Source organism: Phreatobacter sp. GW821-FHT04C01, assembly GCF_059420385.1.
In genome coordinates, this window is the sequence record NZ_JBWKTP010000007.1 from 351608 (window position 1) to 366909 (window position 15302).

Genomic DNA, 15302 nt, shown 5'->3' on the forward strand with positions numbered 1-15302 from the left:
CGAGGGGATATCCGCATGAAACAGATCGTGGTCATCGGCGCCGGCAAGATCGGCGCGACCATTGCCGACAATCTGGCCGGGACGGGCGACTACCAGGTGACGCTCGCCGATCGCGAGGCGCCGGCTGCCGGCGCGGGGGCGACCACGCCGGGCATCACCCGGGTCGTGCTCGACGTCGCCGACCGGGCGGCAACGGTCGCCCTGCTGCAGGGCAAGTTCGCGGTCATGAGCGCGGCGCCGTTCCATCTCACCACGGCCATCGCCGAGGCCGCGGCTGCGGCCAAGGTGCATTATCTCGACCTCACCGAGGATGTCGCCAGCACCCGCCGGGTCAAGCAGCTGGCCGAGGGCGCCGGGACCGCCTTCATCCCGCAATGCGGCCTGGCGCCCGGCGCCGTCTCGATCATCGCCGCCGACATCGCGGCGAAGTTCGACCGGCTCGACAGCGTCAAACTTCGGGTCGGCGCGCTGCCGCGTTTTCCCGCCAATGCGCTCGGCTACAGCCTGACCTGGAGCACCGACGGCGTCATCAACGAATATTGCGAACCCTGCGAGGCGATCGTCGACGGCACGCTGCGCCAGGTGCCGCCGCTGGAGGAGCGTGAGGAGTTCACCTTCGACGGCGTCGCCTACGAGGCCTTCAACACCTCGGGCGGGCTCGGCACCCTGTGCGAGACCTATGCCGGCCGGGTGCGCGAGCTGAATTACCGCACCATCCGCTATCCCGGCCATGCCGCCGTCATGAAGCTGCTGCTCCGGGATCTGCGGCTCAGCGAGCGGCGCGGCGTGCTGAAGGACATCCTGGAGGGCGCGCTGCCCGCCACCTTGCAGGACGTGGTGGTGGTCATTGTCACCGTGTCGGGCCACCGCGGCGGCCGGCTGGTCCAGGAAAGCTACGCCAACCGCATCGCCGGCGACGGCCGGCTGAGCGCCATCCAGCTGACAACGGCGGCGGGCATCTGCGCGGTGCTCGACCTGCTCGCCGAGGGCGAATTGCCGGGCAGGGGATTCGTGCGCCAGGAAGACGTCGACCTCGAAGCCTTCTTCGCCAACCGCTTCGGCCGGGTCTACGCCCCCGCCGGCTGGATCGCCCGCGACGACGCGCCGGCCCTGCCGATCGCCGCGGAGTAGGGGGCCGGAACGGCGCTGCGTATCAACGCGGCAAGAGGCGAAAGCGCAGCGAAATCAACCCTCTCCCAAAGGGAGAGGGTGGCATCAGCAGAAGCAATTGCTTCTGCCTGACGTCAGCTGCCGGGTGAGGGGTCGTCCATGTCCGGATGGGGCGGCACGCGGCGCGAGCGTCGGTCGCAGCCCTGAGAGATTATGCCCCTCACCCGGCGCCTGGCGGCGCCACCCTCTCCCTACGGGAGAGGGTTCGCTCGCGCTGCGCTCACGGCTTCATCCCCATTCGCAACTCGCTATTCGCCCTTCCGCAATACCGCCGCCAATTCCCGCGCCCAATAATCCTGCTGCGCGCCGCTCGCCACCAGATCCTGGCGGATCTCGACCAGCACCGTGGCGAGCCCACGGCCTTCGCCGTGAACCGGCACGAGGTAATCGGTCTCGGCCTCGATCTCATAGGGCTCATTGGCGGTCACCGGGCGGTCCGGCCGGTCGAGCGCCGCCACCAGCTGCCGGCCCCAGTCCGCCGAATGGCTGAAGAGTATGCCGGCATGCCAGGGGCGCGAAACCCCCAGGAAAACCGGCGTGAAGGAATGGATGGCGACGAGCCGGGTCTCGGTCCCGTCGCGCAGCCGCTCGTCCAGGAAGGCCGCCAGCCGGTCGTGGAACGGCTTGAAGAAGCGCGTCGCGCGGGCGTCGCGCTCGGCGGCCGCGAGGCTCTGATTGCCCGGAATGACGGTGGCTTCGCTCACCTCGGGAATGCTGCTCGGCGCCCCGATCGGCCGGTTGCCGTCGATCAGCAGCCGCGACCAGCCGGCGATGACGGCCGGCGCGTCCAGCAGTTCGGACAGCCGCCGCGTGACGCCTTCCGCGCCGATATCCCACGCGATGTGGCGCCGGCGATCCTCGGCCCCGAGGCCGAGGCCGTCATATTCAGGCGGAATGAAATTCGAGGCATGTTCGCAGACCAGCACGATGGGCGAGCGGCCGGCCGGGTTCAGCACGGTGACGACCGGCGGCGCGTCCATCGGCGCGGGCTGCAAGGCATTGGCGGCGCGCATCAATAGATCTCCGCATAACGCTTGCAGAGCGCCACCGGATCCAGCCCGGCGGTCAGTGCGATTTCGGTGCGTTTCATGCCGAGATAGGTCGTAAGCGCCTTCGGAGCCAGGAACCCGCTGGCGACCGGGTCGGCCTCGAGCGCGCCGAGCGCCGCGTCCAGGCTCTGCGGCAGGCGATGGAGCCCCAGCCGCTGGCGTTCGGCTTCGGTCAGTTTTTCGGGGTCGCCGGCGAAGATCGGCGGCGTCGGCGCCTGGGCGCGGATACCCTCCAGGCCGGCGCGCACCAGCATGCCGAGCGCCAGATAGGGCGAGGCCGTCGCGTCGGCCGCGCGGAACTCCATGTTGAAGCTCTTTGCCGGGTTCTTGCCGCCGAGCGTCGGGGTCGGGCAGATCCGCAGGCTCGCCTCGCGATCCCGGTCGCCGAGCCAGGTATAGCTCGAGCTCCAATTGTGCGGCTTGAGCCGGAGATAGGAGGCGACGCTCGGCGCGGTGACCGCGACGAGCGCCGGCATATGCTTGACGATGCCGGCGGCAAAGGCGCCGCCGACGACTGAGAGACGGCCCGGCCGTGCCGGGTCGAACAGCGCGTTGGCGCCGTCCGGGCCGATCAGACTCATGTGAATATGCACGCCGTTGCCGACCGCGTCGGGCGCGGTCTTGGGCGCGAAGGTCGTGGCGAGCCCGGCGAGGCGGGCGGCCTCGCGGACGATCTCGCGCAGCGCCACCGCCTGGTCGGCGACCGCGACGCCGCGCGCCGGGCCGACCGTGACCTCGAACTGGTCCTTGCCATATTCGGCGATGAAGGTGTCGGGCTCGAGCCCGGCCTCGCCAAGGGCTGCCAGCACCAGCGGCCCGAGCGGATCGGCGCGCCGGAGGGCCGCGAGCGAAAAGGCGGATGCCGCCGGGAAGGGCTCGCCGAGCACCTGGAATTCATGCTCGAAGGCGCCGGCGAGCGTCAGGCCGGCCTCCTTTTCGAGATCGTCGAGGGCTGCCTTCAGGAAGCTGCGCGGGCAGGCGGTCCAGGGACTGCCGTCGAGCTCGACCACATCGCTCATGACCATGTCGAGCGGCGTCGCCGCGCCCGGCAGCAGCACCGCATGGCGCGCCGCGCGATCGGGCATCAGCCGCAGGTCGCCGTCCGAGCCCCAGGGGCTGTCGGGCGCGATGACATCGAGCGGCGTGAGCGACTGGTTGGCCGGCACCCAGCCGACCGTCATGGCGGGATCGGCGGCAAAGGCGCTCGCGAGGACCGAGCGGCCACGGGTGATGCCGGAATAATCCGTGGTGACCAGGGTGACGAGGGCGGCGGGCTCGACCGTTTTCATGAGGTCAGCCTTCCCGCGTGTTTTTGGCCATGGCTTGCAGGCGGGCGACCACCGTGTCGGTGCCGGTCACCCAGCAATAGCCGCCAAAGGCCTTCAGCGCCGTGTCGTGGCGCTCCTGGCTATAGGTGGCGCAGGCGTCATGGGGGAGGGTGACGCAATAGCCGCGGTCGGCGGCATCGCGCACGGCCATGTCGACGCATTGGTCGGTGACGATGCCGGCGATAACAAGATAGCGAATGCCGAGATTGCGCAGGACATAGTCGATATTGGTCGAGTTGAAGACGCCCGACGAGGTCTTGGGCAGGATGATCTCGTCATCGGTGGGCGCCAGCGCATCGATCACCGCGGCGTCGGGATGGCCCCGGGGCACCAGGATGTCGGAGAGCTTGTGGTCGAGCGAGCGGTCGCGGCCGTCCCTGGTGAGAGCCTCGATGACCGTATGCAGCACCTCGACGCCCGCCGCGCGCGCGGCGGCCAGGATGCGCTGCTGGTTCGGGATCACCGTCTCGCGGAGCGTGCGGTAGAACGAATGGTCGGGGCCGCGCTCGGGATGGGCGGGATCGCGGCCGGGTTCGGCGAAGACCTTCTGCATGTCGACGAACAGCACGGCGGTCTCGCCACGGACATAGTCGGCGTCACGCCGTGTCGGGGTCATGGGAAGCTCTCCTCGATTTCGGATCCTGGGACGCCGGATTCTTCGATGGCTGGTCCGGGTCCATGGTGACCTGGTGGGCGGCGCGCACCTGTTCCAGGGCGTCGATGCGCTGCAGTGCCGGCTTGCCGATGCGTTCGACCATGGTGGTCACCACCGCCTCGACCTGCGCCAGCGCCGGCACCATGGTGTCGAACAGCGAGGGCGCCTCGACCTCGGCGGCCAGCACCACATCCGCCTCGTCGGCGATCGGCGAGCCCCAGCGGTCGGTGAACAGCACGATCTTCAGGCCGCGTTGCCGGGCCTGGCGGGCAAACGACACCACGTCGGACTGGTAGCGCCGGTAGTCGAACACGACCAGCACGTCGCGGGCCGTGACATCGGCCAGCCGGTCGATCAGGTCCGCGCCCGGGCCGGACAGCAGGAGCGTGCCGGGCCGCATCTGGCGCAGATGCGCCTCCATGATGCCGGCGAGATAGCCGCTGAACCGACCACCGAGCAGCAGGATGCGTCCCTTGGCCTGGATCAGCAGATCGATGGCGCGATCGAACTCGACCGGGGACAGGCCCTCGCCATCCGCCGTCAGGCTGTTGGCCATGGCCTCGGCATAGCTGCGCATCGGATGATCGTCGTCGCGGCTCTGGCGCACCTCCATCATCATCAGCGGCGAGCGCAGCCGCTGCTCGACCTCGCCCAGCAGGGCCTCCTGGAAGGCGGTGAAGCTCGGGTAGCCGAGCTTGGTGGAGAACCGGACGACGGTCGGGTCGCTGACATCGGCGCGCTCGGCGAGCGTTGCCACCGTGCCGAGGCCGGCCACCGGGTAATTGGCCAGGATGACGCGCACCAGCTTGCGCTCGGACGGCGTCAGGGCCAGCGCGGGGTCGATGAGGCGTTCGCGAATGGTCATGGAGATCGGGGGATCCTTCGGGGAAACCCAGTCTAGGCGGTTGCGGCCCGGCGGCGAAACGCCGCCGGGCCGGATCGCGGAAAATCAGCCCCGCTTGATGTTCCAGAACACCGGCATGCCCTTGACCATGCCGCTCAGGTCGTCGCGGAACGCGGTCAGCTGGGCGACCTGGCCGAGCGGGATATAGGGCACGTCGGTGAAGGCCTGGGCCTGCAAGCGCCGGGCCGCGGCGAGCTGGCCGGCCGCGTCGGGCGCCGCCATCCAGGCGTCGCGCTCCCTTTCGATGCCGGGGCTGTCGCACCAGCCGTTGAGCGCGATGCCATTGCCGCGCAGCGCGGCATGCACGGCCGGGGTCAGCTGGTCGGTCCCGGAATTGAGCACGACATAGGCACCCCAGCCGCCTTGGGCCGGCGGGTCCTTCTTGATGCGCCGCTGCACCAAAGTGCCCCAATCCATTGAGACATAATCGATATTGAAACCCGCCTTGGACAGGTTGTCGGCAATGACCGCCGACGGCAGGGCGTTGATCTGCAGGTCCTCCGGCACCATCAGCACGATCTTTTCGCCACCATAGCCGGCCTCGCCAATGGCGCGCTTGACCGCTTCCGGGTCCCGCGGCGCCGACACGGCTTCCAGCCCGGCATCATTCGCGAAGGTCGTGCCGGGGCAGAAATAGCCGACATTCTCGCGCCACAGGCTCGGATCGGTGCCGGCCATGGCCATCACCACGTCGCGCTGCGTGATGGCGCGGGTCATGGCGCGCCGCAGCGCCGCATTGGCCGTCGGCGCATGGGCGTGGTTGATGCGCAGCGAAGCGACATAGCCGGAGGGGTCGAGCACCTCGACCTTGACGCCGCGGGTGCGCCGCATCAGCGGCACCATGTCGGCGCCCGGCAGTTCCCACCAGTGGATCTCGCCGGTCCTGAGCGCCGCGCCGGCGGTCGAGGCATCCGCGATGACTTTCCATTCGATCCGGTCGAACTGGGTGACCTTCGGGCCGGCCGTGCCTTCCGGCGCGCCGGCGCCACGCGGCACATAGTCGGCGAAACGCTCATAGACCACCCGGTCGCCGGCGACCCGCTCATCGGCCTTGAACCGATAGGGGCCGCTGCCGACCATTTCGGTGATCGGCTTGTCGGCGTCGCCATTGGCGATGCGCTCCGGCATCATCGCCGCCATCATCAGGCCGGTCTTGCCGAGCGCCATCGGCAGCAGCGGGTAGGGCCGCTTCAGGCGGAACACGATCGTGCGGTCGTCGGCGGCCGACAATTCGTCGGTCGCGGCGAACAGGCTCTTGCCGAAATCGTCGCGTTTGCCCCAGCGGTTGAGGCTCGCCACGCAGTCGCGCGCCAGCACCTTCGAGCCGTCGTGGAATTTCAGGCCCTCGCGCAGCTTCAAGGTCCAGCGCCGGCCGTCCTCCTCGGTCGTGAAACCTTCCAGCATCTGCGGCTGCGGCTGAAAATTGCCGTCCTGGCCAAACAGCGTGTCGAACACCAGGTAGCCGTGGTTGCGCGTCACATAAGCGTTATTCCAGGTCGGATCGAGCACGGCCAGATCGGCATGGGGCACGAATTTCAGCACCCGCTGGTCGGCGCCGAAAGCCAGCCGGGGCGCGGCCATGGCCGCCAGGCCAGCCGATGAAACATGCAGAAACCGACGTCGATCCATGGTGCGATGACCCCTCTTGGCCTGATCGTTTATGCGGGGCTGAGCCCTCTCGTCCGCATGGCACGGCGATGTCATATTCATTGCATATCAGTTTTCATGTGGCAATAATGTAATGAAATCGACAATGCCGAGGGAGGGCGACCATGAGTGAAGCTGCATCCGAAATTCATCCCGACCTGAGCGCCAGGTTGCGCCGTGCCGTGGCCGCGCGTTCCGACGACCTGACCGATCTGCTCGCCCGGCTGGTGCGCGTGCCCTCGGTCAATCCCAAATTCCAGGTCGACCCCGCCTTCAACCGCGAGCCTGAGGTGCAGGACGTCATCGAGGCGGAACTGAAGGCCATGGGCTTTGCCACCGCGCGCAGCTTTCCCCTGCCTGGCCGCCCGAACCTGATCGGCAAGCTGAACGGCAGCGATGCGCGCAGCCTGGCATTGTGCGGCCATGTCGACGTGGTGCCCCATGGCGATCTCGGGCAGTGGACCTTCGACGCCTATGGCGCCCAGATCGAGGGCGACAAGCTCTACGGCCGCGGATCCTGCGACATGAAGGCCGGGCTCGCCGCGGCGGTCATCGCGTGCCGGGCGATCGCCGATGCCGGCATCACGCTGGAAGGCCGGCTCGAGTTCCATGCCGTCGTCGACGAGGAGGGCGGCGGCGAGGGCGCGATGGCGGCGGCGGCGGCGAGCCCGGGCCTGGCCGGCGTGCTGATCAGCGAGCCGAGCGGCGGCGTGCTGCGTCCCTGGGCCGGCGGGCTCGAATGGGTGCGCGTCACCTTGCGCGGCCTGAGCGGCCACTCGGCCCGCCGTTTCGCCTCGATCTACCCCTCGGAAGCCGGCGCCCATGTGCCGGTGAAGAGCGTCAACGCCATCGAGCTCGGCGCGCGGCTGCTGGCCAGCGTGCGCGAGCTGGAGACCCTCTGGGGCATCCATCGCCGGTTTCCGGGCATGCCGGCCGGCATGAACACGATCAGCCCCGGCGTCATGGTCTGCGGCTGCGGCGAAGGCCCGGACGGCCTGCCGGCTCTGCTCGGCAATCCCGCCATGGTGCCCGATCTCTGCGTCATCGATTTCGACATGAAATTCCTGCCGCATGAACGCTCGGTCGATATTCGCCGCGAGTTCGAGGACTGGATCGCCCATTTCGCCCAATCCGATCCGTGGCTCAAGGACCATCCGCCGGAAGTGCGCTGGGAGCTCGGCAAGCTGCATTTCCCGCCGGTCAACACGCCGCTCGATCATCCGCTGACCCGCGCGGTCGAGGCGAGCATCGCCGCCACCGGCCGCCAGCCGGAGATCGCCGGCATGCTGGGCGTCACCGACGCCGCGCATTACGCGGCAAAAGGCATCCCGGCCGTGGTCTATGGCCCGACCGGCGGCAGCCAGCACGGTCCCGACGAGTTCGTGCTGCTGTCCACCGTGCGCGACACCGCGGCGGTCATCGCGGAGAGCGTCGTCCGGTTCTGCGGGGTCAAGGCGGCGAGTAGCGAGTAGTGAGTAGCGAATGGGGCCGGCGTCGGTAGCGCATCAACCCTCGCCCACACCTTCGTGGGAGAGGGTGGCCTCGGCAGAAGCAATTGCTTCTGCCTGACGGCAACGGCCCGCAGGAATTGATAGGCCGGCCCTTGTCAAACCCTCCCCCGGCGCCTGCAAGCGCGCGAGGGTTGACGCGCGCTACGCGTTTCGCTTCCTCGCCATTCGCCATTCGCCATTCGCCATTCGCCATTCGCCATTCGCCATTCGCCATTCGCCATTCGCCATTCGCCATTCGCCTCTCGCTATCGGCCCCTCGGCTTTGCTAGGACTATCGGCCCAGACCCGCCGAGGAGACGTGCATGACCAGCCATTCGACCGCCTATAGTCCCGCCGCCGACGGCGGCGAATGGGCCGGCCTGACACCTGAGCAGGCGGGTTTCGACCCGGCGAAACTGGCCGCGGCGGTCGATTTCGCCAAGGCCGGCGAGAGCCCCTGGCCGCGCAGCCTCTATTATCCCGACGGCCGTTATGTCGGCATCGTCGAATGGAACGAGACCGGCCCCTGGAGCGAGATCACGGGCCCGGTACGCGAGCGCGGCGGCCCGGCCGGGCTGGTCCTGAAGGGCGGCCGCATGGTTGCCGAATGGGGCGATACGGCCCGCACCGACATGACCTTCTCGATCGCCAAGAGCTATATCGCTGTCGTCGCGGGGCTCGCCTTCGACGACGGGCTGATCACCGATGTCGACGAGCCGGTCAGGGCGACCGTCAAGGATCCGTTCTTCGACAGCGCCCATAATGCGCCGATCACCTGGCGCCACCTGCTGCAGCAATCGAGCGAGTGGCAGGGCGAGATCTTCGAGAAGTCGGACCAGGTCGATCATTTCAGGCAGATCGGCGCCGGTGCCGACAACAGCCGCAAGGGCCAGAAGCGCGCGCTGAACGCGCCCGGCAGCTATTACGAATATAACGACGTGCGCGTGAACCTGCTGAGCTATTGCCTGCTGCAGCGCTTCCGCCGGCCACTGCCGGATGTGCTGCGTGAGCGGGTCATGGACCCGATCGGCGCATCGTCCAACTGGGAATGGCAGGGCTACCGGAACTCCTTCGTCGATATCGACGGCAAGCGGATCCAGTCGGTGCCGGGCGGCGGCCATTGGGGCGGCGGCCTGTTCATCGGCGCCCGAGATCATGCCAGGTTCGGCTTGATGGTGGCGCGCGGCGGCAGCTGGAACGGCCGGCAGATCCTGTCGGAAGGCTGGGTCAAGGCCATGCTGACGCCATCGCCGACGCTGGAGAATTACGGTTATCTCTGGTGGCTCAACAAGGGCGCCGCCGCCAAACCCGACATCCCGGCCTCGGCCTTCTTCGCGCTCGGCGCCGGCACCAATGCCATCTGGGTCGATCCGGACCACGATCTGGTGGTGGTGCTGCGCTGGATCGACAAGGCCGCTTTCGACGGCTTCTTCTCGCGGCTGATGGCGGCGCGCGACTAGCTGATAGCGAATGGCGAATGGCGAATGGCGAATAGCGAGTAGCGAATGGGGGCTGCCGCCGCCCGTCGAAGTGGGCCGTGCGAACCGAAGAGCACTGCGCGAACCCTCGCCCGCGTCTGCGCGGGACGAGGGTTGACGCGTGGCGGGTTTCGCCACTCGCCACTCGCCATTCACCCCTTCAACGCCTCGCGCAGCGCCCGCTTGATCACCTTGCCGTTGGCGTTGCGCGGCAGGGGCTCGGTCGTCAGCGTCAGGGTTTCCGGCACCTTGTAGTCGGACAGCCGTTCGGCGCAGTAGCGCCTGAGCGCCTCGACCGTCGGTGAAAGCGCGGGATCGGTGACCACGAAAGCATGCACGCGCTCGCCGAGCACCGGGCAGGGCACCGCCACCACCGCGCATTCGATGACGCCTTCGGCCGCGACCAGCACGGTTTCCACCTCGGCGGTGAAAACCTTGTAGCCGCCGCGATTGATCATGTCCTTCTTGCGGTCGAGCACCTGGATGAAGCCGGCGGCATCGATCGCGCCGATATCGCCGGAATGCCAGAAACCGCCGGTGAAGCCTTCCGCCGTGGCGGCCGGATTGTTCCAGTAGCCGTTCACCACCGCCGGTCCCCTGATCCAGATCTCGCCGGTCTCACCGGACGGCAGCTCGCGGCCGAGGTCGTCGACCACGATCACCTCCGCGCAGGGCACGGCGAGCCCGACGCTGTCGCCGCGGAGGCGGGTGAACTCCGGCGGCATCATCGTGGTCGGCGAGGTCGTCTCGGTCGCGCCATAGGCATTGATCAGCTTCAGGCCGGGCAACCGGTCGGCCAGCCGTTCGATCGTCGGCGTCGGCATGGGCGCGCCGCCATAACCGCCGATCCGCCAGGACGACAGGTCGTAGCGGTCGAAATCCGGCTGCAGCAGGCAGAGATTATACATGGCCGGCACCAGGATGGTCTGGGTTGTCCGCTCGCGCTCGGACAGCGCCAGATAATCGGCGGCCTTGAAGCTCGGCATGATCACCAGCGTGCCGGCCGAGCGCAGCATGGCGGCGACATTGGCGATGAGCCCCGTGACATGGCTGAGCGGCACGGCGGCGATCGAGCGGTCGGCCCTGGTCAGCCCCATGCAGCGCTCATAGACCATGGCGGAATGGACGATGCCGAGATGGCTCAGCATGGCGCCTTTCGGCCGGCCGGTGGTGCCCGAGGTATAGAGGATGACGGCGGTGTCGTCTTCGCCGACCGTCGCGGCCGGGCCGGCCGGGCGGCCGTCGCCGCGCGCGGCGAGGGCGTCGAAGGCCGTGCCCGTCGCGATTCGCACCGACAGCTGCGGCGTCTCGGCGGTCGCCGGCAGTCGATCGGCCAGATCCGCCTCGTGGATCATGAGGCGCGCGCCGCAATCATTCAGCACATAGGCGATTTCGGGGCCCTGCAGCCGGATGCCCATGGGCACCGCGATCGCGCCGAGCCGTGCCACCGCCAGCAGGGTGACGACGAATTCGCTGCGGTTGCCGAGTAGGATCGCGACGCGGTCACCGGCCGCGATGCCGGTCTCCCGCAACGCCGCGCCAAGCCTCGCCACCCGGGCGTCGAGGGCCGAATAGCTCAGCCGCTCCGCGCCGCAGACCACCGCCTCGCCGCCGGGATTGCCGGCCACCGCTTCGGCGAACATGGCGAACAGGCTGGTCGGCCGCTCGCTGAAACAGGTGACGACGCGGTCGCCGAAATGCGCCTCGCGCCGGGTCAGGAATGATGAACCGTCGAGCCAAGCCATGCCTTGCGTCCTGCCGGCGCGCCGGATCGCGCCGGGACAGATCATGGCATGGCGACGGACGGCATGCATCCCGCCGCTCGGCGGGTCTTGCGCCGCGCCCCGGCTGCGACGACATAACCGTTTGATCCGGCGCGGCAATCGGTTAGACCAAGGCTCATGTGGCTCAATCAGCGTACCCTCGATGCGATCCGGCTGATGGCCGAGCTCTCGGCCCGGTGGCCGCATGCCGTCAAGGCGGCCGACCTCGCCGAGGCGACGGGCATCACCTTCCTCAATGTGCAGAAGACCGCGCATGCCCTGGCACGCGCCGGGCTGACCGAGGCCGAACGCGGCCGCTATGGCGGACTGCGGCTCGCCAGGCCCTCGCACGAGGTGAAGGTCGCGGAAATCGTCCGCGCTTTCGAGCCGAAGGATTGCCCGGCGAATTTCCTGATGACGGAGCAGGCGGCCGATCCGGTCGCCAAGCTGATGTTCCGTGCCCATCGCGGCTTCTTTCAGCCGCTCGAGGAAACCACGCTCGCCGAGATCGAGCCGCGCATCCTGACGCGCGAGAAGCGCGGCGATCAGGATCCGCCGCGGGTCGCCCGGCTGCGCGCGTAATTCTGCGGCAGCACCACCGGCAGCGCGCCTGAAGCGGCGGCCTCGCTGACCAGGTCGACCCCGAAGATATCGGCGACCAGGGCGCGCGTGATCACCTCCGCCGGCTTGCCCGTGGCGTGGGCCTGGCCGCGATGCATCACCAGGATGCGGTCGGCGAAGGTCGCGGCGAGATTGAGGTCGTGCAGCACGGCAATTACCGCGACGCCCTCGTCGGCGAGGCTGGAGGCCGCCTCCATCAGGGCGATCTGGTGGGCGAGGTCGAGGCTCGCCACCGGCTCGTCGAGGAACATCACCTGGTTCGCCGCGCCGCGCCGGCCGGCCTTCAACTGGGCGAAAGTGCGGGCGAACTGCACGCGCTGCTGCTCGCCGCCCGACAGGGTCTGGTAGTTGCGTGCCGCCAGTGCCTCGATATCGGCCGCCGCCAGCGCCTCGGCGATCAGCCGCTCGCGTTCGGCGCGCGGCAGCGACCGGCCGACGCTGTCGATGCCGATGCGCACCACCTCGACCACGGTGAAGGGGAAGGCGAGGCGGGTCGCCTGTGCCATGACCGCCCGCCTGCCGGCGAGCCGCCAGGCCGGCAGGGCCCGGATATCGTCGGGTCCGAGCCGGACCGTGCCCTCGGTCGGCGCCATCTCCCCGGTCAGCAGTTTCATCAGCGTGGTCTTGCCGGCGCCGTTCGGGCCGACCACCACCATCAGTTCGCCGGCGGCGAGCGCCAGCGAGACATTGTCGACCAGCCGGTGCCGGCCGACCCGGACGCCGACCTCGGTTGCCTGCAGCGCGGTCGTCATGCGTCGAGGCTCCGGTCGCGGCGCAGCAGCAGCCAGAGGAAGAAGGGCGCGCCGATCGCCGCGGTCAGAATGCCGATCGGCAGTTCGGCGGGCGCCACCAGAACCCGGGCGAGCAGGTCCGCCCCGGTCAGCAAGGTGGCGCCGAGCAGCGCCGCGAAGGGCAGCAGCATGCGGTGGTCGGGGCCGAACATCAGCCGCAGCAGGTGCGGCACGACGATGCCGACGAAACCGATGACGCCGGCGGCCGCGACGCCGGCGCCGACGGCCACCGCCACCATCAGGATCGCCGTGTTCTTCAGCCGCTGGACCGGAATGCCCAGGTGAAAGGCTTCCGCTTCACCGAGCAGCAGGGCGTTGAGCCCGCGCGCCAGCACGGGCACGGCGAGCAGCACCGGCAGGATCAGGGGGGCGATCACCATGACCTTGGTCCAACTGGCGCCGCTGAGCGAGCCGAGCGACCAGAAGGTCAGGTCGCGCAATTGCCGGTCGTCGCTGATGAAGGAGAGCAGGCCGGTCAGCGCGCCGGCGAAGGCGCCGAGCGCGACGCCGGCCAGCAGCATGATGGCGACCGAGGTGCGGCCTTCGCGGGTGGCGATGGCATAGAGGATGAGCGTGCTGGCGAGGCCGCCGAGAAAGGCGCCGAGCGGCAGCAGCGCGAAGGGCAGCTGGAACTGCGCCGTGCCGAGGATGCGGTCGCCGAGCACGATCGTCGAGGCCGCGGCCAGCGCCGCGCCGGAGGACACGCCGACCAGGCCCGGATCGGCCAGCGGATTGCGGAACAGGCCCTGCATCAAGGTGCCGGAGACGGCGAGCGCCGCGCCGATCAGGCCACCGAGAATGAGCCGCGGCAGGCGGATGCTGAACACCACGAGCGTGTCGCGGCTGGCCAGGATCTCGGCATTGCCGGCGAACCAGCCGCGCACCACCGCCAGGACCCGGGCCGGCGGAATAGCCACGGCGCCGGTGCCGAGCGAAATGACCGCAAGGACCAGGAACAGGACGATGAGCAGCGCCGCGGCCATGGCGAGCCGGCGGCGCTGGCGGGCGAACAGGGCAGGGACTGTCCCCGCCTCGACGGTCAGGCTCACGGTCGCGATCCCCTCGCGCCCTCGCCGGGACCATAGACGGCGGCCATCAGGTCGTGCGCCGCTTCCGGCGTGCGCGGGCCGAAACCCAGCAGATAGAGCCCGTCCATGCCGACGAGCGCCTGGTTGCGCGCCGCCGGCGTCGCCGCGAAGGACGGCAGGCCGAAGACCTCGGCGGGCGTCAGGGCGTGGTCGCCACGCTGCATGACCAGCACCACGTCGGGGGCGGCGGCAATGACGCCTTCGTCGGTCAGCGGCTTGTAGCCGTCGACGTCGCCGGCCGCATTGACCGCGCCGGCCAGCGCGATGATGGCATCGGCGCCGCTGTGGCGGCCGCCGACCACGACCCGGCCGTTCTGCAGCGACAAGACGAACAGGACGCGCTTGCGCGCGCGCAGGCTCTCGCGCTCGCGCGCCAGCGCTTCGAAGCGCTTGTCGACCGAATCGGCGAGCGAATCGGCGGCGGCGGCGGCATTGGCCAGCCGCCCGACCGCCCGGATACGTTCGACGATGCCCTTGGCGGTGAGGTCCTCGGCGAGCCGCTCGACCCGGATGCCGGCCTCGGCGATCAGCTTGATCGTGTCGGGCGGGCCGGCGCCGTCGATGGCGATCATCAGGGTCGGCTTGAGCGACAGCACGCCTTCGGCCGACAGGGCCCGGACATAGCCGACATTGGGCTTGTCCTTCAGCGCCTGCGGCGGGTGCAGGCTGGTCGTGTCGACGCCGACGATCTGCGCCTCCAGGCCGAGCGCATAGAGGATCTCGGTGATCACGCCGCCGGCGGCGACGATGCGTTGCGGCGCCGCCTGGGCGAGGCCCGACATGCCGGTGCTGGCGAGCGTGGCGGCCGCCAGCCCGGAGGCGAGCAGCGAACGGCGGCTGACAGCCAGCGGCGGCGATGGCGGCATCGGCTTCATGACAGGGCTCATTTGGTCAGAATCAGCTTGTCGTTGGCGGTGACCCGCAGGCGATAGCGCTCGCCCTTGTGCAGGATGACGGCTTCCCGGCCGGTTCCGAGAATGGCGGTCAGTTCAACGGTCGGGATGGCGTCCGGGGATGCCGAAATCGACCCATCGGGCTGGGCGCCATGCGGCGGTCGGGGATGGCCGGAAATCATGAAAGGACACCTAGTTTAGAACTATAATAAATAGCGATAACTCCTTGGAAGCATTCAAATCTAGCTCCCTTGGAGGTATTGTTGACATTGGTAGTCAGCTTAAGTACCAAGCGTCAAGGGGCGCGAGACGGGCACATTCCGCAGCGCAAAAACGCCAGCCAGCCGGACGCGTCATGCGTCGAGCCAGCCAGCCAACAATCTCAACAGGCTTGCGGTTCAGACAATGCTGATCGGTCACACACG

Annotated in this window: 14 protein-coding genes; 4 read left to right on the plus strand and 10 right to left on the minus strand. The window is 68.9% G+C overall.

Translation table 11 applies throughout. From position 1 onward, the window contains the following. Positions 1–15 precede the first annotated feature (15 nt). Positions 16–1131: a saccharopine dehydrogenase family protein gene (locus tag AC07WJ_RS25690; protein WP_494937514.1), complete on the plus strand. Its 1116-nt coding sequence runs from the start codon at positions 16–18 to the stop codon at positions 1129–1131. A gap of 287 nt (positions 1132–1418) precedes the next feature. Here the strand turns inward: AC07WJ_RS25690 and AC07WJ_RS25695 are convergent, their stop codons facing one another. The 5 genes from AC07WJ_RS25695 to AC07WJ_RS25715 all read right to left on the minus strand — a co-directional run bounded on the left by AC07WJ_RS25695 (position 1419) and on the right by AC07WJ_RS25715 (position 6735). Further along, positions 1419–2183, minus strand: a complete 765-nt coding sequence (locus tag AC07WJ_RS25695) for an N-formylglutamate amidohydrolase (RefSeq protein ID WP_494937515.1) — start codon at positions 2181–2183, stop codon at positions 1419–1421. Further along, positions 2183–3508 carry a type I glutamate--ammonia ligase gene (locus tag AC07WJ_RS25700; RefSeq protein ID WP_494937516.1) on the minus strand — a complete coding sequence of 442 codons (1326 nt, stop codon included), beginning with the start codon at positions 3506–3508 and terminating at the stop codon, positions 2183–2185. Before AC07WJ_RS25700 ends, AC07WJ_RS25695 begins: the two co-directional genes overlap by 1 nt. 4 nt (positions 3509–3512) lie before the next feature. Then, a complete protein-coding gene (locus tag AC07WJ_RS25705; RefSeq protein WP_494937517.1) occupies positions 3513–4163 on the minus strand; it encodes a cysteine hydrolase family protein in 651 nt (216 codons plus the stop codon). Further along, the gene (locus AC07WJ_RS25710; RefSeq protein ID WP_494937518.1) at positions 4144–5067 is read right to left on the minus strand and encodes a MurR/RpiR family transcriptional regulator; all 924 of its coding nucleotides are present in this window, start codon (positions 5065–5067) and stop codon (positions 4144–4146) included. Before AC07WJ_RS25710 ends, AC07WJ_RS25705 begins: the two co-directional genes overlap by 20 nt. Positions 5068–5151: 84 nt before the next feature. Next, positions 5152–6735, minus strand: coding sequence for an ABC transporter substrate-binding protein (locus AC07WJ_RS25715; RefSeq protein WP_494937519.1), 1584 nt, complete (start codon positions 6733–6735; stop codon positions 5152–5154). 143 nt (positions 6736–6878) lie between these two features. Between AC07WJ_RS25715 and AC07WJ_RS25720 the strand changes: the two genes are divergently transcribed. Both AC07WJ_RS25720 and AC07WJ_RS25725 read left to right on the plus strand, forming a co-directional pair. Further along, positions 6879–8225 carry a M20 family metallopeptidase gene (locus tag AC07WJ_RS25720; protein ID WP_494937520.1) on the plus strand — a complete coding sequence of 449 codons (1347 nt, stop codon included), beginning with the start codon at positions 6879–6881 and terminating at the stop codon, positions 8223–8225. A 341-nt stretch (positions 8226–8566) separates the two neighbouring features. Beyond that, positions 8567–9703, plus strand: coding sequence for a serine hydrolase domain-containing protein (locus AC07WJ_RS25725; protein WP_494937521.1), 1137 nt, complete (start codon positions 8567–8569; stop codon positions 9701–9703). Between the two features lie 170 nt (positions 9704–9873). On the opposite strand, the gene AC07WJ_RS25730 is transcribed toward AC07WJ_RS25725, so the two are convergent. Further along, the gene (locus AC07WJ_RS25730) at positions 9874–11466 is read right to left on the minus strand and encodes a class I adenylate-forming enzyme family protein (protein ID WP_494937522.1); all 1593 of its coding nucleotides are present in this window, start codon (positions 11464–11466) and stop codon (positions 9874–9876) included. Positions 11467–11622: 156 nt separating this feature from the next. On the opposite strand from AC07WJ_RS25730, the gene AC07WJ_RS25735 reads away from it, so the two are divergent. Next, the gene (locus AC07WJ_RS25735; RefSeq protein WP_494937523.1) at positions 11623–12066 is read left to right on the plus strand and encodes an RrF2 family transcriptional regulator; all 444 of its coding nucleotides are present in this window, start codon (positions 11623–11625) and stop codon (positions 12064–12066) included. Here AC07WJ_RS25735 and AC07WJ_RS25740 read toward each other — a convergent pair. The 4 genes from AC07WJ_RS25740 to hemP form a co-directional block, all read right to left on the minus strand. Beyond that, the gene (locus tag AC07WJ_RS25740) at positions 12030–12857 is read right to left on the minus strand and encodes a heme ABC transporter ATP-binding protein (protein WP_494937524.1); all 828 of its coding nucleotides are present in this window, start codon (positions 12855–12857) and stop codon (positions 12030–12032) included. The genes AC07WJ_RS25735 and AC07WJ_RS25740 overlap by 37 nt on opposite strands. Continuing rightward, positions 12854–13879, minus strand: coding sequence for a FecCD family ABC transporter permease (locus tag AC07WJ_RS25745; protein WP_494937549.1), 1026 nt, complete (start codon positions 13877–13879; stop codon positions 12854–12856). Before AC07WJ_RS25745 ends, AC07WJ_RS25740 begins: the two co-directional genes overlap by 4 nt. A gap of 62 nt (positions 13880–13941) precedes the next feature. Then, positions 13942–14859 carry a heme/hemin ABC transporter substrate-binding protein gene (locus AC07WJ_RS25750; protein WP_494937525.1) on the minus strand — a complete coding sequence of 306 codons (918 nt, stop codon included), beginning with the start codon at positions 14857–14859 and terminating at the stop codon, positions 13942–13944. A gap of 8 nt (positions 14860–14867) precedes the next feature. After that, positions 14868–15059, minus strand: a complete 192-nt coding sequence (gene hemP / locus AC07WJ_RS25755; protein ID WP_494937526.1) for a hemin uptake protein HemP — start codon at positions 15057–15059, stop codon at positions 14868–14870. Between the last annotated feature and the right edge of the window lie 243 nt (positions 15060–15302).